This window comes from Actinokineospora enzanensis DSM 44649 (genome assembly GCF_000374445.1).
GTDB lineage: Bacteria > Actinomycetota > Actinomycetes > Mycobacteriales > Pseudonocardiaceae > Actinokineospora > Actinokineospora enzanensis.
On sequence record NZ_KB894447.1, the window covers coordinates 20,060 to 43,889 of the forward strand.

Genomic DNA, 23,830 nt, shown 5'->3' on the forward strand with positions numbered 1-23,830 from the left:
CGCTCCGGCCCACGTCGAAGGGGGTGAGCGCGACGATGGCCAGGATTCTCGCGGTGGAGGACGACCCGGATTTCCTGGTCGTGCTCCGGTTGCTCTTCGACACCGCCGGTCACGAGTTCCTGGGCGCCGAGGACGGCCGCGCGGGTCTGCGCATGCTGCACGAGCACCGGCCCGAGCTGCTGCTGCTCGACCTGGGCCTGCCGGGCCTGGACGGGTGGTCGGTGCTGGAGCGCGTGCGCGACCTGGCCGACCTGCCGGTCATGGTGGTCACCGGCCAGGACAGCGTCTCGGCCAAGGTCCGCGCGCTGCGCGCGGGCGCCGACGACTACCTGACCAAGCCGTTCTCCGCGACCGAGCTGCTGGCCAGGGTGGAGGCGCTGCTGCGCCGCGCGGGCGGCTCGGAGGCCGCCGAGGTGGAACAGGTCTACGACGACGGCCTGGTCCGCATCGACCACCGCACCCGGCTGGTCACCGTGGACGGCCGCGAGCTGGAGCTGACCGCCACCGAGTTCCGCCTGCTCAACATCCTGGTGCGCAACGCCGGTGCCGCGCTGACCCTGACCAACCTGCTGGCCTCGGTATGGGACGACCCGACCGGCATCGGCCCGGACCGGGTCAAGTTCGCCGTGCTGCGGCTGCGCCGCAAGCTCGGCTGGGCGGGCAACGGCTCGCCGATCGCCGCCGTGCGCGGGGTCGGCTACCGCTACCGGCCCGCCGTGCGCGCAGGCCGCGGCGAGCTGGTCGGCGGGTTGCAGCTGAAGGCGGCCCAGAACAAACGCGGGCCCGGTGGTTCGCGGGGAACCACCGGGCCAGCCGGGGACGCTCGGGGGTCTCGTCTGGGGGGACCGGCCGCCGAGGGGGCTACTTTGTGGCGCCAGCCAGTGCCTTGAGGCCCGCGTAGTCGCCCGCGCCGAGCAGGCGGCGGGAGACGGTGCACGGGGTGCTGGCCGGGACCATGGTCTGCGCGGCGTTCTTCACCTGGTCGACGTGCGCCAGGCCCGCGGTGTGCAGGCGCTCGTGGGTGATGGTCGACTGCAGGTCGTACTGCTGCCCGGCGCAGTTGGCGGGCAGCGAGGTGAACCAGGTGTACTGCTTGTTGTCGATCAGGGTGTCGGAGGAGACCACGACGCCGCGCGCGTTGTAGTAGGTGCAGGTGTAGGCGAGCACCTTGGTGGGCAGCGTGCCCCAGCCGATGACGGACTTGCCGTCGTTGCCGGTGCAGGAGGCGTTCGAGGCGACCTGCGGCTTGACGGTGCTGGTGCCCGCGTACTTGTAGATGGTGGTGAAGGTGGCGGGCAGGCCGCACCGGTTGGTGCCCTTGGCCACCGTGTTCGACGAGTCGGTGATGGCCTGCAGCGCGGTGTTGGCGATGTTGGCCGGGACGCCGGTGCCGTTGTAGTACCAGGTCAGGGTGCCGCTGACCTTCCAGGTCTTGAGCGCGTAGGTGGTGTCGGTGCAGGCGGTGTCGCTCGCGGCGGCGACCGCGACGGTGTTGGCGTCGCCGGAGTCGAACACGCCCGGCTCGTCGAAGGTGTACGCCTCGGCCTCCACGTACAGCCGGTCGCTGCCGTTGTCGACGCCGCCGGTCGCGATCGCGGAGCCCGGCTGCGCGGCGACCACCAGGGCGGAGGCGGCGAGAACGGAGGCGGCGAGGGCGGTGACCCGGCTGCGGCGCATTGGCGTTTCCCCTTCGGCATTCGGCTTGTTGCCACAAGATTCAGCCGTGCGGGGAGTGGCCCGGGTACGCGTCCGGGTGTGTTTCGGGTGCGTGCCTTTCGAACGATTCCGGGCGCCTTGTCGAGCCCTTTATCGAGCTGAGGCTAGCTCCAGGTGATGTCGGACATGCTGGTCAACGGGGTGCGGACGGCCTCGGCCTCGGGCTTGGCGGGCGCGGTGTCGGCGCCGACGAGCACATCCGGGAAACGCAGCGACGTCCGTTCCTGCAATTCACCCAGCGTGACCTGATAAACACGGAACTCGTCGAAATCGAGCGTCTCCAGGTGGTCCAGGTTCTGCGTCAGCAGGAACGCGCTGGCCCGTAACGCCCCGTCCTGCACCGAGGCGATGATCTTCCAGAACTCGCGCGGCACCTGCACCCCCCGGTACGCGCGGTCGTCGTCCTGGCACACCGGCCCGCCGAACACGCTCACCTTCAGGTGGTCCACGTCCACGTCGGCGAAGATCGCGTCCTCCAGCCGTCCCCAGATGCCGTGCCGCATGCTCTGGTTGAAGTCGTCCATCTGCGGGGTGATGTTGGGGAAGTAGAAGGAGTCGTGGTTGGCCTTGGCCGCCTCCGCCGCCGACCCCCACAGCAGGTCCGCGCGCCGGGCGATGTGCCCGCGGTCGAGCCGGTTGTCCTTGTACACCTCGTCGCCCGCCTGCGCGGCCGCGGGAAGCCGTGGGTCCTTCACGAACGGGATGCCGGTGCGGCTGAGCTTGCGCAGCCCGCCGCCGTCGATGTTCCACGCCACCCAGAACGCGAACTTGCGCGAGGTGCGCAGCGCCAGCGAGAAGTGCGTGTAGTCGATGCGGCTGGACCCGTCGAGCAGGCACGCGTCGTCGCGCACCGCCGGGTCCAGGTCGGGCACCGGGATCTCCACGCCGAGGAACCGCACGTCGTACCCGGTGCCGGTGGTCGGCTGGGGTTTCCCGGGCTTGCCCGGCTTGCGCTTGGCCGCCTCGCTCTCCGGGTGGTGCAGCGTGATGTCGAGCTTGTCGAACACCGACTGCGGCAGGCAGGCCAGCGCGTGCTCGTCGACGTCCCCGCCGCCCTCGCCCGCGAAGTGCAGGCCGGCCAGCACCCTGGTCGGCCTGCCGTTGCCCGCCTTGAACAGCCACGCCGCCCCGGAGTCGCCGCCCTTGGTGATCTCCCCGCCGTCCGGCTCGTGCGCGGGGTCCACGCCGATCTCGAAGCAGCCGATGTTCCGGCTGCCCACCCCCGGGTAGTCGATCTTCACGATCGCGTCGATCCGGCGCACCACACCGTGTGTCACCCCGGTGGTGCGGCCGCTCTTGACCACCTTGTCGCCCAGCTCCGGCTCGCCGATCTCCTCCGGCGCGACGTCCAGGCCCACGATGCTCGCGTCCACCGCCCGGTCGGTGACCGCCGCGACCGCCGCGTCCCCGGCGATGCCCAGGTAGGAGCGGGTCAGCGGGCCCAGCCCGGTGCCGTCCACCCGGTTGTCGTCGTACGCGCCGGGCTGCACGACCTCGTCGCCGACCCTGCCGTCGGCGCCGTCGAGCACGTGCCAGTTGCTCAGCACGTAGGGCGTGCCGTCCTGCCGGTCGTAGACGATCGCGCCCACCGTGCCGCAGGTGATCGTCGGGTGCCCGACGCTCACCCCCGGCCGCACCGGGTCCACCCGCACCTTGCGCTCGTCCGCCCCGACCTCCTCGACCACCCGGAACCCGGGCCGGTAGGAGCGCTGCACCACGTCGGTGGGCACCTGGACGCCCGCCACCGTGACGCTCGACGGCAACGGCTCGGTGCCCAGCGCCGCCAGGCTCTCCGGCTCCGCCTTCGCGCCCACGGTGAACTGCAGGGCGATCCCGCCGGTGCGCCTGCCGCCGCGCACCTTGTGCCCGACGCCGACGGAGGTCACGTTGGGATCGGCCAGGTAGGACTCCCCGCGGGCACGCACGAACTCGCGCAGCGCGGCGAACAGCTCCGGGGTGGGCTCGGGCGAGGAGGCCATGACGTTGTCCTAACCCGCGGCGCGGAGCTGGCCGGGGCCGCGTGGGATCGGCGGGGACGGGATAACCACACTGCTCTTGATCAACGGAGGAGGGCAAGGTTTCCGGATCTTTCCGACCCGGGGACAGCCCCCGCGGGCGAAACTCGGGTGACCGATGGGTACACCCCGCGCGAACAGCGGATATCCCGCGTGCGGGCAGGCATGGGATGACCTGGTACACGATCGGTTGGTCACTTGCCCGCCATGTCGGGACGCAGACCGGTCACTTACCTGTACGGGTGAACCGGTAGGCTCGCGTCTCGCGTACCGCGTGCGGTTGCTGGCACTGAGTGAGATTGATCTGCGAAGAACGCGGTTCGGTCACTCGCCAGGTGTTGACCCATGCGGGTAAGCGAGTGACATCGACGACCCTGGAGAGCCGTGCAGCGGAACAGCGGGTCGCCCGCCAAGGCGACGACGACGATCCGGTCCCGCCTCACCGGCGTCGTGGTGGTGCCCAGCGTCATCCTGCTGGTGATGTGGGCGGTGTTCTCCTCCTACACGGTCTTCGACGGCATCTACCTCAAGGCCGTCACCGGCGGCGTGAAGGACGCCTCGATCCCCGCGGTCGACACCTTCGCCGCGCTGCAGCGCGAACGCCAGCTCACCCTGACCGCGCTGAGCACCGCCAACCCCGACACCCTCGCGCTCAGGACACAGCAGCAGGCATCCGACAAGGCCATCGCCGACCTGCGCACCGCCCTGGACAACCTCTCCGCGAACGCGCCCGCCGAGGTCAACGCCCGCGTCCAGGCCCTCAACCAGGCCCTGGCGCCTCTGCCGCAGCGCCGTGCCCAGGTCGAGTCCGGCCGCGCGGACAAGACCGAGATCTACAACTACTACAACAGCGTCCTGGACGCGGGCACCGCGCTGTTCGACACCCAGGCCCGCATCCTGCCCGACCCGGTCGTGGTGCAGGCCGGTCTGACCGCCACCGACATCTTCCGCGCCGCCGACCGCATGTCCCGCGCCTCCTCGCTCGGCTCCGCCGCGATCGCCGCGGGCACGTTCAACGCCGACCAGCACGTCGAGTTCAGCAACCTCGTCGGCGCCTACCGCGCGGGCCTGGTCACCGCCGCGGGCGAGGGCACCGACAAGGTCAAGGCGCACTACCAGCGGCTCACCTCGGCCGAGTCCTGGCTGCGGCTGACCACCTTCGAGAACGCCATGATCGGCGCCGCGCCCCGGCCGGAGGGCACCACCGGCACCGGCCGCAACCGGGTCGAGCCGCCGGTCATGCCGGTGCGCGCGGCCGACTGGGAGTCGGTCACCTCCACCGCCTCCGAGGAACTGGTCCGGCTGGCCATCGAACAGGCCACCGACGGCGTCGACCTCGGCCTGCAACGCGCCGACGACAAGTTCTTCGAGGTCATCGTCGGCAGCCTGATCGCGCTGCTGGCCGTGGTCACCGGCATCGTGCTCGCCGTGCGCATCTCCCGCCGACTGGTCAACAAGGCCCTGGTCACCCGCCTGGACCGGCTCAAGAACGACTCGCTGCGGCTGGCCCACGAGCGGCTGCCCGGCATCGTCGACCGGCTGCGCACCGGCGACCACGTGGACGTGGGCGTGGAGGTCCCGCCGCTGGACTACGGCACCGACGAGATCGGCCAGGTGGCCGACGCGTTCAACGCCGCCCAGTACACCGCCATCGCCGCCGCGGTGAAGGAGAGCCAGGCCCGCGAGGGCGTCAACCGGGTCTTCCTCGGCATCGCGCACCGCCACCAGGGCCTGGTGCACCGCCAGCTCAAGATCCTGGACAAGATGGAGCGCGAGGAGGAGAACCCCGAGCACCTCGACGCCCTCTTCCAGCTCGACCACCTGGCCACCCGCGCCCGCCGCAACGCCGAGAACCTGATCATCCTCGCGGGCGAGCAGCCCGGCCGCCAATGGCGCAAACCCGTGCGCCTGCTGGACATCCTGCGCGCCGCCGTCGCCGAGACCGAGCAGTACGTGCGGGTGCGCGTCCAGCAGGTCCCGGACGTCGCGCTGCAGGGCGTCGCGGTCGCCGACACCATCCACCTGGTGGCCGAGCTCGTCGACAACGCCGCCTCGTTCTCCCCGCCGCGCTCCCAGGTCGAGGTCTACACCAGCCTGGTCTCCGGCGGTGTCGCGGTGGAGATCGAGGACCACGGCCTTGGCATGACCGCCGAGGACCGGGAGGCGGCCAACCAGATGCTGGCCCGCCCGCCCGAGTTCGACGCCATGGCGCTGCGCGGCGAGTCCCGGCTCGGCCTGTTCGTGGTGGCCCGGCTGGCCGCCCGCCGGGCGATCCGGGTGGAGCTGCGCGAGTCCCCCTACGGCGGCACCGTGGCGCTGGTGTTCATCCCGTCCGACATCGTCGCCGAGACCGTCGAGTACGTGCCGGAGAACGAGCCGCCCAGCCCGCGCCCGCGCATCCCGGCCAGGGTGCCCGCCGCCCGGCCCGGCGGCGACAGCGCGCCCGCCATCCCGGTGCTCGACGAGCGGCGCGGCCCGATCGACAAGTTCTGGTCCGACGCGGTCGACGAGCCGGGCCGCCCGGTCGCGCCGGAGGCCACCCGGTGGCCGCAGAACGACGAGGAGGCGCCGGTCGAGGGCGGCGCCGTGGAGATGGGAGTGGGGGAGTCGCCGCACACGCAGAACGGGCACCCGGGCGGGCCCCCGAGCCTGCCCCGCCGGAAACGACAGCAGAACCTGGCCCCGCAGCTGCGCGAGGAGCCCGTGGTCGTCGAGTGGGAGGCCGAGCCCGAGGCCGACGGCGAGCAGACCGCCTCGCGGGTCCGCGACACCATGTCGGCGTTCCAGCGGGGCACGCTGCGGGCCCGGCGCACCGAGGAGGGCGAGGCGTGAGAACGCGGCGCGCAGCAACGGCAGGACACCGCAATCGCTCGACGACGGGGAAGGGCAGCCCGAGGTGAACGACAAGATCGGCCAAGACCACCAGCTGAACTGGCTGCTGGACGACCTGGTCCGCCGGGTCGTCGGCATCCGCCACTCGGTCGTGCTGTCCGCGGACGGGCTGCTGTTGGGCCGTTCCGCGGAGCTGTCCAAGGACGACTCCGAGCACCTGTCCGCGATGGCCTCGGCGTTCCAGAGCCTGGCCAGAGGAACCGGCAGGCAGTTCGGCGGCGGCCAGGTGCGCCAGACCATCGTGGAGATGGACCACGCGTTCCTGTTCGTCACCGCCGCGGGCCGCGGCGCCTGCCTGGCCGTGCTCGGCGAGGAGGACGCCGACGTGGGCATGATCGCCTACGAGATGAACATGCTGGTCAAGCGGGTCGGCGCGCACCTGGCCTCGGCCCCCCGGGGCGGTGCCCCGGCCGTCTCCGGACGACGGCCCTCGTGATGCCGGGCGACCAGGACTGGTGGTTCGACGAGGCAGCCGGACCGCTCGTGCGCCCCTACGCGATGACGCGGGGGCGCACCCGGCCCAACGCCCCGAACCTCAACCTGGTCACCCAGGTCCAGGTCACCCGCGCGCCCTCGGACACCTCGGCGCTGTCCCCGGAGCACCTGCGCATCATCGAGCTCTGCCACGTCCCGCTCTCGGTCGCCGAGGTGGCCGCGTACGTGAACCTGCCGCTGGTGGTGGTGAAGGTCCTGCTCGGCGACCTGATCGAACGCGGCGACGTGCGCGCGGGCGCGCTGTTCCAGACCACGGAGATCTCCGACACGAAGCTCCTACAGGCGGTACTCGATGGCATTCGGAGGATCTGACCAGGTGAACGACACCCTCACGGTCCCCACCTCGTTGAAGATCGTGGTCGCAGGCGGCTTCGGCGTCGGCAAGACCACCATGGTGAACTCGGTCAGCGAGATCCCCCCGCTGCGCACCGAGGAGGTGCTCACCGAGGCCAGCGTCGGCGTGGACGACATGCAGGGGATAGAGGGCAAGGAGACCACCACCGTCGCGCTGGACTTCGGCCGCATCACGATCAACCCGCAGGTGGTGCTCTACCTGTTCGGCACCCCGGGGCAGAACCGGTTCTGGTTCATGTGGGACGAGCTGGCGCACGGCGCGCTGGGCGCCATCGTCCTGGTGGACACCCGCAGGCTCGACTCCAGCTTCCCGTCGATCGACTTCTTCGAGCGGCGCGACATCCCGTTCGTGGTGGCGGTCAACGGCTTCGACGGCGCCTGGGACCACACGGTGGACGAGGTCCGCCAGGCCCTCGACATCGAGCCGACGGTGCCGGTCGTGAAGTGCGACGCGCGCACGCGGGAGTCCAGCAAGGGCGTCCTGGTCGAGCTGGTCCAGTACACGATGGCCCAGCTCGAACAGCGCGCCCCGGCCCGCCAGTCCTGACCCAGGGAACGAGAGACGGCCCGGGGTTGATCACCCCGGGCCGTGCTCGTGCTCTCAGCGGATGGGCTCGACCCGGCAGTTGAAATGCCGCAGCAGCGGCGGTGACTCCACGATCCGGTAGCCGGGCACCCGCTCCGGCGCCTTGGCGATCTCCGCGAGCACCTCGGCCACGTATTCCAGGTGGCTCTGTGTGTACACCCGCCGCGGGATCGCCAGCCGCACCAGCTCGTAGGGCGCGGACTTCACCAGGTTGCCGTCCGCGTCCTCCTCGCCCAGGTACAGCGACCCCAGCTCGGCGCACCGGATGCCGCCAGCCAGGTACAGCTCCATCGCCAGCGCGTGCCCCGGGTACCGGCCCGGCGCCAGGTGCGTGAGCAGCCTGCCCGCGTTCAGGTACAGCGCGTGGATCCCGGCGGGCCGCACGATCGACACGCCCGCCGCGGTGATCAGCTCGCCGAGGTGGTGCGTGGCCGCCGCCCGCGACCGCAGGTAGTCCGGCTGCACGACCTCGCGCAGGCCCTGCGCCAGGATCTCCAGGTCCCGCCCGGACAGCCCGCCGTAGGTGCGGAAGCCCTCGGTGGCCGTGAGCAGCAGCTCGCAGCGCTTGGCCAGCTCCTCGTCGCGCACCGCCAGGAACCCGCCGATGTGCGCGATGGCGTCCTTCTTCAGCGACGCCACCGCGCCGTCGGCCAGGTCGAACGCCAGCCGGGCGACCTGCGCGGGGGACAGGTGCGCGTACCCGGGCTCACGCTGGGTCACCAGCCACGCGTTCTCCGCGAACCGGGCCGCGTCCAGGTAGAACGGCACCCCGTGCTGCCTGCACAGCCGCGACACGGCGGTCAGGTTGGCCATCGATACCGGTTGCCCGCCGCCGCCGTTGTTGGTCACCGTCATCAGCACGATGCCGACCCGGTCGCGGTCCGGGCCGGTCAGCGCGTCGGTCAGCGCCGCGAGGTCGATGTCGCCCTTGAACGGCGCCTCGCTGTCCAGGTCGGCTGCCTCCTGGCAGGGCAGGTCGACCGCGACCGCGCCGACCAGCTGCACGTTCGCCCTGGTCGTGTCGAAATGCGTGTTGCTCAGCGACAGCTGGCCGGGCTTGAGCAGGGTGGCGAACAGGATCCGCTCCGCCGCCCGCCCCTGGTGCACCGGCATGATGTGCGGATAGCCGGTGAGCCCTTCCACCTCGGCCCGGAAGCGGTAGAACGACCGCGCGCCCGCATACGACTCGTCCCCGACCATGCCTGCGGCCTGTTGCGCGGCGGAAAGGGCATTCGTCCCGGAATCGCTCAGGAGATCGATCGTGATCTCCTCGGCGCGCAGGTTGAATGGGTTGTACCCGGCCCGCGCCAACGCCGCCTCGCGCTCGGCCCGGGTCAGCACCGGAATGGGTTCGACGACCTTGACCCGGTACGGCTCCATCAACGGCATGTTTTGTTAACGTCCTTTTCCCCGGTTGTTCTCAGTGGAGTGTCCTCACGCCGCGCCCGCCCGGACCCGCCCCGGTTCGGCGACCGCGTACGCCTCGGCCGACAGGTAGACCGTGATGCCCGGCCGGGGGCGGCCGGTCTTGAGCGACACGTGCGCGATCAGCCCGACACCGTCGGCGAGTGGACGGTCGGTGACCGCCGCGATCGCCCGGGACAGCGGCCGGTCGTCGAACCCGTGCCTGGCCAGCAGGGCGCGCACCCGCGCCAGCGCCACCTCGTCGTCGGGCACGTAGTCGCGCACCGGCAGGTACAGCGAGAACCCGCTGGGCCCCGGCGCGTCCTGCAGGAACGTGTGGCTGGAGACCAGCGGCCTGCCGTCGTAGACGTCGGTGTCGCCGACGACCCGGTGGAACTCGGCGAGCGCGTCCAGGTCGGTGTCCGGGCTGGCCGCCGCCAGCGGTCCCATGTGGGCGATCCGGGCCCTGGGGTGCGTGCGGTAGACCTTGACCCGCGAGCGCGGCGTGTCGTCGAGGTCCAGCGCGAAGAACGAGAAAGTGTCCACAGTGGAGCACGGGCGCGCGCCGCGGCCGCGCAGCGCGGCCGCCGCGTCGGCGAACCCCAGCCGGTCCAGACCACTGATGACCAGGCCCTCGGCCGCGGCCGCGCCGGACACCTGGGGGTTGAGATATACCTTGACCCGCACCGCCGCCGCGGTCACCACCACCGAGAACCACAGCGAGAACAGCCCGCGCGGGTCCTCGGGGAGGAACAGGTCGCGCACCGCGTCGAAACGGTCCAGCGACAACGGGTACCGCTCGGCCAGGCCGTCCAGCCCGCGCAGCGCGGCGGCCAGCAGCGCGCGTCCGCCGGGCCGCTGCGGGCCGCATTCGACGAGCAGCCGCAGGGTGTGCGAACCGTCCTCTTCGAACGAGACGGAGTACTCGACGGGCGTGTGGTCGTCGGACACATCGGACCGCCACAGCGGCGGCTCGGTCACCGCTCGCGTGCCCGCCGGGCCGAACAGCCCGGCGACGACCGCGCACACCTCGTCGGCCCGGTGGTCGAGGCCGATGGCGTGGCAGAGTCCGCGCAATTGGGCCCCGGTATGTTCGTTCAGCGAGATCGTGCTCTGCACCTCGGGGCCCTCACTGTCGCGGAACAATACTGGTCTCCAACGTTCGTGGGCAACGTACGGGTGAGCCGGAACCCGCCACTACCGCCAAGCAAGTGAAGAGATCATGCCGTCGCGCTGACCGAGCGTAAATGACGGTCCAGTGGCGAATTCCACCATTGACCGGCAAATTGACCACGGAGTGTCGCCCCTTTCTTCGGCGGTCGATGTGAACCAATTCACATCGTGAAAAACTTACCGATCCGGGCCGTGCCGCGGGCATCGCGCATGATCAGTAAATATGCGTGAACGTGCATAAGATCGCGTTCGGACTGGTCCATCTCGGACAGACGAGCCCTGTCGGACACGCACCGTAGTCGAGCGATCTGCATCACGTGTCCACCCAGTGGGCCGAACGGGCACCCGAGCGGTCCACTCACCCCGTCGCGGTCCGCCCGGGTCCCGGCCCGCGAATCGGACATCGTGTTAGCGTCGGGGTCATGACATCACCGGATGGCTGCAGTCCCGGGCCGGGTGACGCCCGGCGCCCGACCCGCCGCACACCGCTTCCCGCGGAGTGCCGGTGCTGATCCTGATCGGTCTCGTGACCGTCCTGGTGCTCACCGCCGCCACCGGCTACTTCGTGGCCCAGGAGTTCGCCTACGTCGCCGTCGACCGCAACCGCCTGCGCCAGCTCGCCGACGACGGCGACCAGGCCGCCGAACGCGCCTACCGGGTCACCCAGCGGCTGTCGTTCATGCTCTCCGGCGCCCAGTTCGGCATCACCGTCACCGCCCTGCTCGTCGGTTACGTCTCCGAGCCCTACCTGGGCGGCGGCGTCGCCGAGTCGATCGGCCTCACCGGCCTGTCGACCGCGGCGAGCCATGCGCTGTCGGTCGTGCTCGCCCTGCTCGTGTCCACCGTCGTGCAGATGGTCTTCGGCGAGCTGGCCCCCAAGAACCTCGCCATCGCCAAACCCGAGGCCCTCGCCAAGGCGCTGAGCCGCTCCACCCTCGGCTACCTCGCCGTCGCGGGCCCGCTGATCAGGCTGTTCGACACCGTGTCCACCCGGTTGCTGCGGGCCGTGGGCATCGAGCCCATCGAGGAGCTGCCCCAGGGCGCCACCCCGGAGGACCTGCGCGGCATCATCGGCGAGTCCCGCCAGGGCGGCCACCTCGACCCCGGCACCTCCCGCCTGCTCGAAGGCGGCCTCGACTTCCGCACCCTCACTGCGGGGCAGGTCATGACCCCGCGCGTCGACGTGCACGTGACCCGGGCGGACGACCCCGTCACCCGGGTGGTGGAACTGCTCGACACCGGCCGCTCCCGCTTCCCCGTCGTCGGCACCGACATCGACGACGTCCGCGGCGTCGTCGGCCTCGCCGAGGTCCTGACCATCCCCCCGGACCGCCGCGCCGACACCCCCGTCGGCGACATCGCCGCACCCGCCCTGTTCCTGCCCGACAGCCTCCCGCTGCCCGAGGTCCTCGAACGCCTGCGCGCCGAACACCGCCAGCTCGCCTGCGTCGTCGACGAGTTCGGCGGCTTCGCAGGCGTGGTCTCCTTCGAGGACGTCGCCGAGGAGGTCGTCGGCGAGATCCTGGACGAGGACGACCACCTGGAGTCGCACGCCGTCGCCCACCCCGACGGCTCCTGGTCGCTGCCCGCCCGCTGGCGGGTCGACGAGGTGGCCGAGGTGACCGGCATCGAACTGCCCGACAGCCCCGGCTACGACACCGTCAGCGGCCTGGTCATGCAACGCCTTGGCCGGGTGCCCCGCCCCGGCGACCAGGTCGAGGTCCCGCTCACCGCGGCCACCGCCCTGCTCTCGGTCACCGAGGTCCACCGCCGCGTCCCCCACACCGTGCTGGTCTCGGTCACCCACGACGTCGAGGTGTCCCGATGAGCACCGGCCCCGCCCTGCTGATCTCGCTCGTCCTGCTGGTCGCCAACGCCTTCTTCGTCGCCGCCGAGTTCGCCCTGGTGGCCAGCAAACGCCACCGCCTCGAAGAGGCCGCCGCCGAGGGCAGCCGCGCCGCGAAGGCGGCCGTCGCGGGCACCCGCGAACTGTCCGTGATGCTCGCGGGCGCCCAACTCGGCATCACGCTGTGCACCCTGGGCTTGGGCGCCCTGGCCAAACCCGCCGTCGCCGCCCTCGTCGAGCCGCTGTTCACCACCCTGGGCCTCCCCGACACCTGGGCCTACCCCATCGCGTTCGTCCTGGCCGTGATCCTGGTCGTCTTCCTGCACATGGTCATCGGCGAGATGGCCCCCAAGTCCTGGGCCATCTCCCACCCGGAACGCTCCGCCCGAATGCTCGCATTGCCCTTCCGGGCATTCACCCGAGCCACCCGACCGGTCCTGAACCTGCTGAACGGCCTCGCCAACGCGACCCTGCGCCTGGTCAAGGTCGAACCCCAGGACACCGTCGCCCAGGCCCACGGCCCCGACGACCTCCGCGTCCTACTGCGGGAATCCCGCGAACACGGCCTGCTCCCGGAACAACAACACCAGATCCTGACCGGCGTCCTCCAGGCCCGCCACACCACCGTCGCCCAGGTCATGGCCCCCCGCACCGCCATGATCACCATCCCGGCCGACGCCACCCCGGCGGACATCGAGGCCGCCTCCCGCGCCACCGGCCGCTCCCGCCTGATCGTCACCCACGCCGACACCCCCCTCGGCATCGTCCACATCCGCGACGCCGTCCGCGCCACGATGATCCAGACCCCCACCACGGCCCGATCCCTGATGACCCCCGCCCTGACCCTCCCCGAAACCCTGCCCACCACCGACGCCGTGGCCCGCATGCGCACCGAACGATCCCAGCTGGCCCTGGTCACCGACCCCGACGGCACCATCACCGGCCTGGCCGCCCTGGAAGACCTCCTGGAACAAATCCTCGGCGACTTCCACGACGAAACCGACCCCGCCTAGGCCACTCCCGAAGTTGTCCACACCCAGGATCACCCCCACCCCACCCGCCTGTTTCCCCAGGTAGAATGGATTTCGGGGGATCCCGGCGAGTTGTCCACAACTCGCCCGATCCATCCCCGACTCCTCACCCGGACTTGCGGCCGATCGGCCCACCTCTCACCCGATCAAACCCCGGCAACCCCGACCACGAACCTGCCCGAAAGCCACCCCGGGTTGTCCACACCCAAGATCAACCCCCGGCAACCCGCCTATTCCCCCAGGTAGAATAGACATCGGGGGTCCCAAGCGAAGTTGTCCACACCCGCCCGAACCATCCCCAGCCCCACCCCACCACTTGACCCCCACCCGATCACTCACCCTCCTCGACCATCACCTCCCAATAAACAACACTCCGCCGAGACCTCACCGTGTCCGGATGATCCACCCCGAGCACCCGCTCCCGATCCGCCAACACCGCCCGAAACCCGGCCAACGCCCCCACCGCGTCCCCACCCTCGCCAAGCCAATGCGCCAGATTGCTCCGAGTGACCAACGTGCTCGGATGATCCACCCCCAACACCCGCGACCGATCCACCAACAGCACCGAGAGATCGGCCACCGCCCCCGCGACATCCCCCGACCGCCCCCGCCAACTGGCCACATTGCTCCGAGCCGTCAACGTGCCCGGATGGTCCGGCCCCAGCACCCGCTCCCGATCCGCCAGCAGGGCCCGAAAGTCCGCGAGCGCCCCCATGACATCCCCGGACCGCCCCCGCCAGCTCGCGATGTTGTTCCGACTCACCAACGTGTCCGGGTGATCCGGCCCGAGCACCCGCTCCCGATCCGCCAGGATCCGCTGCAGCTCGGCGAGCCCACCGCCGATATCCCCGAGCAACCGCCGCCACCGGACGATGCTGTTCCGGGTGATCAACGTGTCCGGGTGGTCCGCCCCCAGCACCCGCGACCGATCGACCAGCACCGACTGCGCCTCGTCCAGAGCCCCCGCGAAGTCCCCGGCTCGCCCACGCCAATGCGCGGCATTGTGCCGAATAGCCAGCGTATCCGGATGATCCACCCCGAGAATGCGAACACTCCGCTCGGACAACCGAGCCAGATAATCCCGAGCCACCCCGACCTGCCCCACCGACCCCCAGCTGTGCCCCACCGTGAACAGCATCGCGTGCCCATCCGCCCCCCACAACGGATCCGGCGCCAACCCCTCGGCCACCCCGATCACCGCCATCGCGTTGGCGCGCAACACCTCGGTGAACACCGACGTGCTCTCCACCCGAGGCCACACCGCCGACAACGCGTCCGCCGCGACCCGGACCTGAACCGCCAACCGATCCACCGACACCAGCTCCCGGGTAGCACGCTGCACCAACGCATGCACCCGGATCCCCGTCGCCTCGAACCCGGGCCGACCGTCCAGCCCGATCAGATTCATCCGAGCCAGACACCGAGCCGCGTCCAGCACATCCCGCTCGCCCACCAGTGCATCCCGCCCGGTCGACAGGTACTGCACCAGCGGCCAAGCTCCTAACAATCGCATCGGAATACCGTGAGAATCCAGCACGGACAACACATGCATCAACGGCCCGGCCAATCCCGCGGGCTCCTGCTCGTCCGCCCGCCCGACCGACATCGACCACGTCACCGCGACCACCCGGTCCAGCCCCACCGGCAGCCGCTCCCCGTCCGGGAACAACTCGGACAACCGACCGTCCCGCTCCCGGAACCGCTCAAGGTACTCGGAGCACGACATCTCCTGCTCCGACAGATATGCACCGGCCTGTCCGACCGCCAACGGCAACCGCTCCAACTCGCCGATCAGCTCATCCACGCCGTCCAACAGCCGCGGCTGATCGACCAGCCAACGCCCCAGACACTCCCGCGCCTGCTCCTCGGTGAACAACCCGACCTGCACGACGCTGCGCCCCTGCCCCCGCCACACCGAACTGCGCTCCCGCGTCGTCACCACCACCCGCCCGGTCGCGGTCCCCGCGGGCACCAACCCCCGCACATCGGCGGGCGACCCGACATCGTCCAACACCACCAGCCACGACTCGGACGTCGAGTCCAACCACCCCAACACCCAGTCGACCGCCTCCTCGGGCTCCCGCTCGACCCCGCCGATCCGCGCCGCCAACGCCATGTACGCGGACACCACCTGCTCCCGCGACCCCGCGTTGACCCACGCGAGCACCCCCACCCCGGCCTCCCGCGCCCCCTGCGCCACCCCGGCCGCGACCTGCGTCTTCCCCGCCCCGCCCATCCCCACCAACACGACGCACCCGGCGTCCAGCCCGCTCAGCGCCCGCTCCTGGTACGCCTCCGCCCGCAACGGCACCTGCCCGAACCGACAGGGCAACCCACTCCCGGCCGACTCGCCATGGATGTGGATGCCCCCGTGCACCACTCCGGCCTGAACGGCCTTCCCGACCCCACCCACGATCCGGTCAGCGTCCACCCCCACATGATCGCCGAACGCTCACACCGGCGGCACGATCCCCGGGAAATGCCCGTCGGTGGCGCAGTGCCCACAGGCCCGCCCGTTGTCCACCGTCCGCGGCTCGCCCCCGATGATGGCCTGCTTCGGGTCGGCGATCATGCCGCCACCCCCGCACAACGGGCACACGGTGTGCACCTCGGGCGGCACGTCCTGCTCCGGGTCCGGCTCGTTCACGGTTTCTCATCTTCTCCCGACACTGGGCTCAGGTTCCCCACATCGTCGCCTCCTACCCTGACCGGGACGAACGGAGGTGACCACAATGGCGACCCGCGGCCCCGCCCTGGCCCTGGCAGCCCTGTGCACCGGCGTCACCTGCCTGCTCATCCTGCACGTCATCCCGCCCACCAGCGACCTCAGCCCGGTCCGCCGCACCATCAGCGAATACGCGCTCGGCCCCAACAAATGGCTGTTCGACCTCGCCATCCTCCTGGTCGCCGCGGGCTCCGCGCTCGGCTTCGCCCTCATCCGCGACCGAACCCGACCACTGGTCCTCGTCCTCGGCGCGGTGTGGGTCGTGAGCCTGCTCGCCGTGGTCGCGTTCACCAAGAACAACTGGGCCATCGGCCCCAGCACCGGCGGCATGATCCACCGCTACGCCAGCGTCGCCGCCTTCCTCTCCTTACCCCTGGCCGTCCTCACCGCAGCAGGCCGCGCCCTCCCACCCTGGCGCTGGTCCGCCCGCGCCCTCGGCCTGCTCTCCCTCACCTGGTTCGCCGTCATCGTCGTCGGCGCCATCCGCATGCTCTCCGGCGGCGCTCCCTGGTGGACCACGATCCCCCTCGGCCTCGTCGAACGCGTGATCGCGGGCAGCGCCGTAGCCGCCTTCGCCACCCTTCTCATCGGCCTGACCCGGCCCCCGACCCGACCGCCCATCCCGGCCTGACCGACCAGGACCGTCCCAGGCCGCGGTCACCCAGGGACACGCTGCCGCGAGTCCGCGCCCCCGGGACACGACTACCGCGATGCGATCACCCGGGTCGGCGAAGACGAGCGACCGACGACCTCTGCCCAGTCCGCCTACTTGCCGACCCATCCCACATGGGCGCACCCCTGAACCCCCCATCCCCACCAGCACACCCATTGATCACCCGGCCCAGGACGGGCGGACTGCCCCATCCCGCCTACCACCATCGGGTGCGACCGGTGTCACATCCCCCGTCCGTCTGGCGATACCGTCTTCGTGATCGAAGCCTGTACCGAGGAAGCGTGGCTGCCCGGCCCGGGTTCACCGCCCCCGACTCTCGGCGTCTACCCGTTCGGTCGACGGGCGGTACGACGCGAACCCCGCCTCCCCAGCACCGACCGCGCCGCCGCCTTCGTCCTCGGCGTCTACCCGAGCGCCCTGCACGTCCGCTGGCAGCCCCCCGGCGCCCGCCCCGTGGCCGCGCTGGCCGTGGCCGACGAGCCCACCGCCTTCTGGACCGGCGACGACCGGTCCGCCCACGTCGAGGCCTGGCGCCGCGAGGTCGGCTGGCGCGACGCCTGGGGCACGGTCGAGGCCGCCGCCACTCCCGGTTCCGGCCGCCTGGTCGTCAGCGACGTCCTGGATCCCCTGCGCCTGGACCCCCGCGCCACCTACTTCACCGACTGCGTCCCCACCTACTTCGTCAAGGCGGGCGAACGCCAGGACCGCGCCATCTCCCAGTACGACCGGTTCGCCCCCACCGCCGGACTGCCCCTGTCCCACCTGCGCCGCCGCCCCGACCGCCGCGACCTCGTCCGCGTCGCCTTGCACGCCGAGGGCCGCGAGCTGCTCCGCCAGCTCCGCGAGTCCGACGCCCCCACCGTGATCACCCTCGGCAAGGAGGCCGCCGACGTCTTCGCGGGCCTCGTCGGCACCGACCGCGTCCCCTTCTGCCGCACCGGCGACTACGGCGCCGCCCGCCACATCCCGCTCGGCGGCCGCGAACTGCGCTGGATCCCCCTCGTCCACCCCAGCACCCGCCGCGACATCGGCTGGCGCAACTGTCACGCCCGCTGGGTCCTGGCGCACCGCTGACAAAGCCGTGGTCGGAGCAATATTGCTCCGACCACGGCTCATGTCAATTCACCGCCGCCGAGCAGGAGCAAGGCCGAAGACCTCCGGTGGTCCGGATTCAATCGATGGAGCCGATGAGCGCCAAAGACTCCGCTGGGGGAAGGGCCGCCGACAGCAGCAGTCGCGAGATGTGCCGGTACTCGGCGATCTGGCCGGGACTGTCGATGGCCGGGTAGCGGCCGTCGGTGTGCAGGGTCGTCGGCTCGTCCCGGAACGTGAGCAGCGTGAACGCGTGCGTCGACAGCCCGGGATGCAGGTGCGTGTCCGGCACGACCCGCAGATCCACCCGCGCGGCGAGTCGTTTCAAATGGTTCAACTGGTCTTGCCCGCCTGCCCGGGGGAGTACCCGCCGACGCAATACCGGCTCATCGACGATAATCGTCACCGGCAGTTTCCGACGATTGAACAACACCAGCTGACGGCTCATCGTCAACGTCACCCGACGGTGCCGAGCGGATTCATCCATCTCCGGATGCGAGTTCGCCAACACCGCCGCCGCGTAATCCGCCGTCTGCACCACCTCGGGCAGCAGCGTGGACGCGTACACCGTCACCGACGCGGCCCGGGACTCCAGGTCCACCGCGTCCCGCCACGCGTCCGGGACCTCAAGATGCCGGTTCCACCACCAGTGCGCGGCCGTCTCCGCCAACAGCCCACGCAGGATTGACTTGCGCTCCGTCGCCTTTGCTCCGACCACCCGCAGATACTCGGCCACATCATCGGGCCGCAGATCGCGCCGACCCAACTCGATCCGAGTGAGCTTGCTCGGACACCAGTTCAATCGCTCCGCGACGGTCAGTGCGGACAATCCCGCGTCCAGTCGCAGCTTGCGCAATTGCGTCGTCGTGCGGCGGTAACGCGTGCTGGTGGCGGTCTTGGTGCTCATGACATCCGGTCCGTGTTCCGAGGATCGAGGGACGCGCAGGTCAGCGCCGCGTCCCGTAACGCCGCCCGCAACCGGCCCACCCGTAACGGCGGCAGCACCCACGGCCCCTGGTCGGACGCGGTCACCACCACCCCGGCGTTCGTCACCGCCACGTCCAGCCGGGCGACCCGACCGTCCCCGGTGCGGCACCACACGGTCCAGGACTCCGGGTCGCGCTCGGGCCTGAACAGGTCGCACAGCGATAACGCCCGTCGTAAACGTGCCACCAGCCGCCACCCCGCCCTGTGAGACCCGCGCCGCCCGGCAACCCGGGCGATGAGCCCCGGGCGGCGCGAGCCGTCGGCTTCGCCGACGCCTGAACCGTACGGTGTGTACGTACGCCACGACGATACCTCGATCGAGTGAACTAGGTACGTACTTGGCGGATGTGCAGGCAGACTGTGCGCCATGGAAGAGACAGATGATCTCAACCCCGGTTCCCTCGTCCGCCGCTGGCGCCTCGGCAAGCAACTCCGCGAACTGCGCGAGGCCGCGAACAAGTCCCAGGAAGACGCCGCGACCTACCTCGGTGTGAAGCGCCCTACGATCAGTCGCATCGAGAACGGCAGGCACGCGATCCTGCCACGGAACGTCCGATTCCTCTGCCAGCTCTACGACATCGGCGCGCCGCAGGTCGACATGCTGATCCGACAGGCCGAAGAGAGCAATGAGCGCGGCTGGTGGCTCAGCCACTCCGACACCGTCCCCAACTGGTTCGAGAACTACGTTGGCTTCGAGGCGGATGCCGCGGAGATCCTGGTCTACGACTCCGAGTTGGTTCCTGGCTTGCTCCAGGTGCCGAGCTATGTCCGCGCTCTGCGAGCCGTGTACGCCGAAGGCGCTGACGAGGCCGAACTGGAGAAGTCGGTTGCCTTCCGGGCCGAGCGCTGGAAGCGGCTGGAGAACAGGCCGCCTCAGCTACACGTGGTTCTGAACGAAGCCGTTGTCCGCAGGCCGATCGGCGACTTCGCCGACCAGCTGAAGCACCTGATCGACATGTCCGAGCGGCCGTACTTGACGCTGCAGGTCATGCCGTTCACGGTGGGGCCGCACCCCTGCATGACCGGCCCGTTCTCGCTGTTGACCCTGCCCGAAGAGAAAGAGCCCAACTTCGTATACGTCGAGTTCCCGAACGGGGCGGCCTACCTGGAGCGTCCGGCCGACCTCGTCACCTACACGGCTGCCTTCAGGCACGCAGCCACGATGGCACTGTCGCCTGACGACACTCGCAGCCTCCTGGTTAGCCTGGTCAATAGCTAGACCCGGGCGAACAGAGGAAGGCTAGAACGATGGAACAGAACCGGATCAGGTGGCGCAAGAGCTCGCGCAGTGCAGGCAACAACGGCAACTGCGTCGAACTCGCGCACACCATGGACGCTGTCCGCGACAGCAAGAACCCGACCGGCCCCGCACTGGGCACGGTCCGGGTCGACGCGCTCGTCGCAGCGGTCAAGAACGGCTCTTTCAGCCGCTGACCGTGCTCCCGACGGCTCGATAACCTCGTGAGTCGGGATGATCGCGGCGAGCGGAGGACATCGCATGGACCAGATCCGGTGGCGTAGAAGTTCCTACAGCAGCGGCAACGGTGGTGAATGTGTCGAGATCGCGCACACGCGTGACGCGATCCGGGACGCGAAGAACCCCGGTACCGCCCTCGTCGCGATCACAGTGGACACACTGCTGCTCGCGGTGAAGTCCGGCCGACTCGGCCGCTAGCGCGCCGTTCCTCCCCCGCTGGTTGTCAGCGGGGGAGGAACGCGGCCGTCGCCAGGCCGCCGAGGCCGACCACGGCCAGCACGATCATCGCCGCCCCGTACGCGTGCGCCGGGCTCGCGACCAGGATCGTGCCCGCGATGGCCGTGCCGAGTGCCGATCCCAGGTTCGAGATGCTCCGCGAAAGCCCCGAGATCTCGCCCTGTTGCTCCTCGCCGAACCCGGATTGCACCACATTCACCGACGGCGTCAACATTGCTCCGACCCCCAGCCCGATCAACAGCAGCCCGACGATAGCCGCGTGCGCCAGCAGCAGCCCGATCCCGGCGACCGTGACCGCGAAGCCCGCGATGATCAGCGTTCGCTGCGCGTGCCGACGGGCGAGCCGTTCCGCCGACAGGGACGTGACCAGGATGCCGACCGTGGCGGAGGTGGTCACCAACCCGGTCTGGATGGGGTTGTAGCCGCGCACGACCTGGTAGTAGGCCGCGACCACGAACGAGATGCCCATCAGCAGCAGCCACTGCAGGTGTTGCGTGCCCAGCCCGAGGTTGGCCGTCCTGTTCCGGAACAGGCTCAACGAGATCAGTGGTTCACGCCCGGAGCGCTCGCGGTGCCGGACCCAGAGGAAGAACCAGACCAGGATCAATGCTCCGAGCACGACCAGGGCAATCGTCAGCCCGATGTTGTCGTCCGCCACCAGGATGCCCCCGACGATCGAGGTCAGCCCCACCGCCGACAACACCGCCCCGACCGGATCCGCCGACCGCGTCGGATCCGGCGCGACCGGGTCCTTGATCCGCAGACTCAGCCCGATGATCACCGCCACGACCAGCGCCTGGAACCCGAACGCCGCCCGCCAGCCCAGCGTCGAGGCGATCAGCCCGCCGATCAGCGGCCCGGCCGCCGCCCCGACCCCGCCCATCGCCATGATCGCCCCGAACGCGCGGGCCCGGCTCGCGGTGCCGGTGAACAGCAACGTCGCCAGGATGTAGACCGGCGGGATCAACAGCGCCGTGCCTACCCCTTCCAGGATCGAGTTGCCCAGGATCAACACGCCGAGCCCTGGCGCGATCGCACTGAGGATCGCACCGACCCCGTACGTGGCAAGCCCCGCGACAAAACACCGCTTCCGCCCGATCCGATCGGTGAGCTTGCCCCCCGGGATCATCAACGCGGCCATGACCAGCAGGAACACCGTGATCGCGACCTGCACCCCGCGCACGGTCGTGTCCAGGTCCCGACTGATGTCGTTGATCATGACGTTCAGGTTGGAGCCCGCGAAGCTGCACACGAACTGGGCCAACGCGAGCGGCACCAACACCTGCCTCATCCGTGCTCGTCCAACGCCTGCGCGGCCGCCACCAACGCCAGATGCGTGAACGCCTGCGGGAAGTTGCCCAATTGCTCCCCGGTCGGCCCGATCTCCTCCGCGAACAATCCGACATGATTGGCATAGGTAAGCATCTTGTCGAACGCATACCGAGCCTGGTGGACCCTGCCCGCCCGCGCCAACGCCTCCACGTAAAGGAAGCTGCACAGGTTGAACGTCCCTTCGGTGCCTTGCAGCCCGTCCGGCGCGGCCTCCGGGTTGTACCGATAGACCAGGCTGTCGCTGACCAGCTCCCTCTCCATGGCATCCAACGTCGACAACCACGCCGGGTCACGCGGCGAGATGAACCCCACCCGAGGCATCAACAACAGTGACGCGTCCAACACATCGGTGTCGAAATGCTGGACAAACGCCTGCTTCTCCGAGTTCCACCCCCGATCCACGATCTGCCGGAACACCGCGTCCCGCGCCTCGATCCAACGCCCGAGATCGGCAGGCCGCGCATGCGCCGTTGCGAACCGAATTCCCCGGTCAAACGCCACCCACGTCATCAGCCTGCTGTAGGTGAAGTTCTGCCGACCGCTCCGAGTCTCCCAGATTCCCTCATCCGGCCGATCCCAATGATCGACCAGCCAGTCGAGTAATTCGGTGACCTTCCCCCACCCGCTGATGGCCCCAAGCTCACCACTCTGCGCAAGCGCGTCGATCGCCTCCCCGTAGATATCGAGCTGAAGCTGCCCGGCCGCCGCATTCCCCACCCGAACCGGCCTGGAATCCCGATACCCTGCGAGATGCGGAAGCTCATACTCGTCGGTCTGCGCACTCCCATCCACCCGATAAAGAATCCCGAGTGGTTCGGTACCCCTTTCGTCCAACCGATCCCGCAACCAACGCCGAAACGCATCGGCCTCATCCTCGAACCCGAGATCCGTCAACGCCCGCACCGACAACGACGCATCCCGAATCCACGTATACCGATAGTCCCAGTTCCGCTCACCCCCGACCTGCTCCGGCAACCCCAACGTGGCAGCCGCCACCGGCGCCCCCGTCGGCGCATACGTCAACAACTTCAACGTGATCGCCGACCGATTCACCGCATCCTGCCACCGCCCCCGATACGTCGAGGACTTCAACCAGTCCAACCAGAACCCCCGACACCTCTCGAACTCCTCCTCAGCCCGCACAACATCCAAATCGCCCCCCGTCCCCAATGCGATAACCGCACTTTCCCCCTCCTCAAGAACAAACCTCCCCACCACATCCGCCCCGTCCCCCTCCACGCCCACCGAAGCCCAAAGATGCAAGGTCTCCACCCCCCGAAAAACAGCCCTACCCCCATCTCGCAACTCCAGCGAATGCCCACCCCGCCCATAATCAAACCGAGGCCGACACTCGAATGTGAACTCCATCCGCCCCCGAACCACCCGAACGACCCGGATAATCCGATGCACCCCAGTAGCCTCGACAACAGGCGGCATGAAGTCGGCAACCTCCCCAACCCCACTATCCGCCATAAACCGCGTCACAAGAATCGCCGTATCCGGCAAATACAACTGCTTCGTAACAGCCTTTCCCACGGCTGAGACTTCACAATACCCACCCCGCTCCCGATCCAACAGCCCGGCAAAAATGCTGGCAGAATCAAACCGAGGACTACACCACCAATCAATCGCCCCCCGCTCGGAAACCAACGCCGCCGTCTGCAAATCCCCCACCATCCCATGCCCCGCAATAGACGGAAACCCGCTATCCACAACCCCTCCCAACCTCCGATTTCCCCCAACCCTCCACCCCCCACCCACCCCCACACGTCCCCCAAACCCGGTGAACCCCCAA

The 23,830-nt window shown here is 69.8% G+C and carries 22 protein-coding genes; 12 read left to right on the plus strand and 10 right to left on the minus strand.

Features of this window, described 5'->3' with window-relative positions:
* Window positions 1-35 precede the first annotated feature (35 nt).
* Window positions 36-890: a response regulator transcription factor gene (locus C503_RS41880; protein WP_033401346.1), complete on the plus strand. Its 855-nt coding sequence runs from the start codon at window positions 36-38 to the stop codon at window positions 888-890.
* Here C503_RS41880 and C503_RS0133630 read toward each other — a convergent pair.
* Together C503_RS0133630 and C503_RS0133635 are read right to left on the minus strand one after the other, a co-directional pair.
* On the minus strand, window positions 862-1,677 hold the full coding sequence (locus C503_RS0133630) for a hypothetical protein (protein ID WP_018686621.1): 816 nt from the start codon (window positions 1,675-1,677) through the stop codon (window positions 862-864). The two genes, C503_RS41880 and C503_RS0133630, sit on opposite strands and share 29 nt — an antisense overlap.
* Before the next feature lie 143 nt (window positions 1,678-1,820).
* Window positions 1,821-3,695, minus strand: a complete 1,875-nt coding sequence (locus C503_RS0133635) for a DNA/RNA non-specific endonuclease (RefSeq protein WP_018686622.1) — start codon at window positions 3,693-3,695, stop codon at window positions 1,821-1,823.
* Between the two features lie 420 nt (window positions 3,696-4,115).
* Between C503_RS0133635 and C503_RS0133640 the strand changes: the two genes are divergently transcribed.
* From C503_RS0133640 to C503_RS0133655, 4 genes are all read left to right on the plus strand, one after another.
* Window positions 4,116-6,563: a sensor histidine kinase gene (locus tag C503_RS0133640; protein ID WP_018686623.1), complete on the plus strand. Its 2,448-nt coding sequence runs from the start codon at window positions 4,116-4,118 to the stop codon at window positions 6,561-6,563.
* A 64-nt stretch (window positions 6,564-6,627) separates the two neighbouring features.
* A complete protein-coding gene (locus C503_RS0133645; protein ID WP_018686624.1) occupies window positions 6,628-7,059 on the plus strand; it encodes a roadblock/LC7 domain-containing protein in 432 nt (143 codons plus the stop codon).
* Entirely contained in the window at window positions 7,059-7,430 is a 372-nt protein-coding gene (locus C503_RS0133650) for a DUF742 domain-containing protein (protein WP_026316967.1), read from the plus strand. Before C503_RS0133645 ends, C503_RS0133650 begins: the two co-directional genes overlap by 1 nt.
* A complete protein-coding gene (locus C503_RS0133655; RefSeq protein WP_026316968.1) occupies window positions 7,411-8,019 on the plus strand; it encodes a GTP-binding protein in 609 nt (202 codons plus the stop codon). The genes C503_RS0133650 and C503_RS0133655 overlap by 20 nt, the downstream gene beginning before the upstream one ends.
* A 54-nt stretch (window positions 8,020-8,073) precedes the next feature.
* Here the strand turns inward: C503_RS0133655 and C503_RS0133660 are convergent, their stop codons facing one another.
* Both C503_RS0133660 and C503_RS0133665 read right to left on the minus strand, forming a co-directional pair.
* Window positions 8,074-9,447 carry a tryptophanase gene (locus C503_RS0133660; RefSeq protein ID WP_018686627.1) on the minus strand — a complete coding sequence of 458 codons (1,374 nt, stop codon included), beginning with the start codon at window positions 9,445-9,447 and terminating at the stop codon, window positions 8,074-8,076.
* A gap of 45 nt (window positions 9,448-9,492) precedes the next feature.
* Window positions 9,493-10,608, minus strand: coding sequence for a tryptophan dimethylallyltransferase family protein (locus C503_RS0133665; protein ID WP_018686628.1), 1,116 nt, complete (start codon window positions 10,606-10,608; stop codon window positions 9,493-9,495).
* A gap of 532 nt (window positions 10,609-11,140) precedes the next feature.
* Between C503_RS0133665 and C503_RS0133675 the strand changes: the two genes are divergently transcribed.
* Both C503_RS0133675 and C503_RS0133680 read left to right on the plus strand, forming a co-directional pair.
* On the plus strand, window positions 11,141-12,463 hold the full coding sequence (locus C503_RS0133675; protein ID WP_018686630.1) for a hemolysin family protein: 1,323 nt from the start codon (window positions 11,141-11,143) through the stop codon (window positions 12,461-12,463).
* Window positions 12,460-13,494, plus strand: a complete 1,035-nt coding sequence (locus C503_RS0133680) for a hemolysin family protein (protein ID WP_018686631.1) — start codon at window positions 12,460-12,462, stop codon at window positions 13,492-13,494. The genes C503_RS0133675 and C503_RS0133680 overlap by 4 nt, the downstream gene beginning before the upstream one ends.
* A 349-nt stretch (window positions 13,495-13,843) precedes the next feature.
* On the opposite strand, the gene C503_RS48670 is transcribed toward C503_RS0133680, so the two are convergent.
* Entirely contained in the window at window positions 13,844-15,943 is a 2,100-nt protein-coding gene (locus tag C503_RS48670) for a tetratricopeptide repeat protein (RefSeq protein ID WP_156893693.1), read from the minus strand.
* A gap of 21 nt (window positions 15,944-15,964) precedes the next feature.
* Window positions 15,965-16,159, minus strand: a complete 195-nt coding sequence (locus C503_RS41890; RefSeq protein WP_018686633.1) for a hypothetical protein — start codon at window positions 16,157-16,159, stop codon at window positions 15,965-15,967.
* Between the two features lie 85 nt (window positions 16,160-16,244).
* Here C503_RS41890 and C503_RS0133695 point away from each other — a divergent pair, with 85 nt between their 5' ends.
* Both C503_RS0133695 and C503_RS0133700 read left to right on the plus strand, forming a co-directional pair.
* Entirely contained in the window at window positions 16,245-16,868 is a 624-nt protein-coding gene (locus C503_RS0133695) for a DUF998 domain-containing protein (protein WP_018686634.1), read from the plus strand.
* A gap of 297 nt (window positions 16,869-17,165) precedes the next feature.
* Window positions 17,166-17,984, plus strand: coding sequence for a hypothetical protein (locus C503_RS0133700; RefSeq protein ID WP_018686635.1), 819 nt, complete (start codon window positions 17,166-17,168; stop codon window positions 17,982-17,984).
* A gap of 97 nt (window positions 17,985-18,081) precedes the next feature.
* On the opposite strand, the gene C503_RS0133705 is transcribed toward C503_RS0133700, so the two are convergent.
* Together C503_RS0133705 and C503_RS0133710 are read right to left on the minus strand one after the other, a co-directional pair.
* The gene (locus tag C503_RS0133705; RefSeq protein ID WP_018686636.1) at window positions 18,082-18,909 is read right to left on the minus strand and encodes a helix-turn-helix domain-containing protein; all 828 of its coding nucleotides are present in this window, start codon (window positions 18,907-18,909) and stop codon (window positions 18,082-18,084) included.
* Complete coding sequence (locus C503_RS0133710; protein ID WP_156893694.1) at window positions 18,906-19,175, minus strand: hypothetical protein; 270 nt, start codon at window positions 19,173-19,175, stop codon at window positions 18,906-18,908. The genes C503_RS0133705 and C503_RS0133710 overlap by 4 nt, the downstream gene beginning before the upstream one ends.
* Window positions 19,176-19,356: 181 nt before the next feature.
* Here C503_RS0133710 and C503_RS0133715 point away from each other — a divergent pair, with 181 nt between their 5' ends.
* The 3 genes from C503_RS0133715 to C503_RS45245 all read left to right on the plus strand — a co-directional run bounded on the left by C503_RS0133715 (window position 19,357) and on the right by C503_RS45245 (window position 20,664).
* On the plus strand, window positions 19,357-20,208 hold the full coding sequence (locus C503_RS0133715) for a helix-turn-helix domain-containing protein (protein ID WP_018686638.1): 852 nt from the start codon (window positions 19,357-19,359) through the stop codon (window positions 20,206-20,208).
* 29 nt (window positions 20,209-20,237) lie between these two features.
* Complete coding sequence (locus C503_RS0133720; RefSeq protein WP_018686639.1) at window positions 20,238-20,423, plus strand: DUF397 domain-containing protein; 186 nt, start codon at window positions 20,238-20,240, stop codon at window positions 20,421-20,423.
* Between the two features lie 64 nt (window positions 20,424-20,487).
* A complete protein-coding gene (locus tag C503_RS45245; RefSeq protein WP_018686640.1) occupies window positions 20,488-20,664 on the plus strand; it encodes a DUF397 domain-containing protein in 177 nt (58 codons plus the stop codon).
* Window positions 20,665-20,689: 25 nt separating this feature from the next.
* On the opposite strand, the gene C503_RS0133730 is transcribed toward C503_RS45245, so the two are convergent.
* Both C503_RS0133730 and C503_RS0133735 read right to left on the minus strand, forming a co-directional pair.
* Window positions 20,690-21,994 carry an MFS transporter gene (locus C503_RS0133730; protein ID WP_018686641.1) on the minus strand — a complete coding sequence of 435 codons (1,305 nt, stop codon included), beginning with the start codon at window positions 21,992-21,994 and terminating at the stop codon, window positions 20,690-20,692.
* Complete coding sequence (locus C503_RS0133735; protein ID WP_281170555.1) at window positions 21,991-23,748, minus strand: glycoside hydrolase family 15 protein; 1,758 nt, start codon at window positions 23,746-23,748, stop codon at window positions 21,991-21,993. The genes C503_RS0133730 and C503_RS0133735 overlap by 4 nt, the downstream gene beginning before the upstream one ends.
* Window positions 23,749-23,830: the final 82 nt, after the last annotated feature.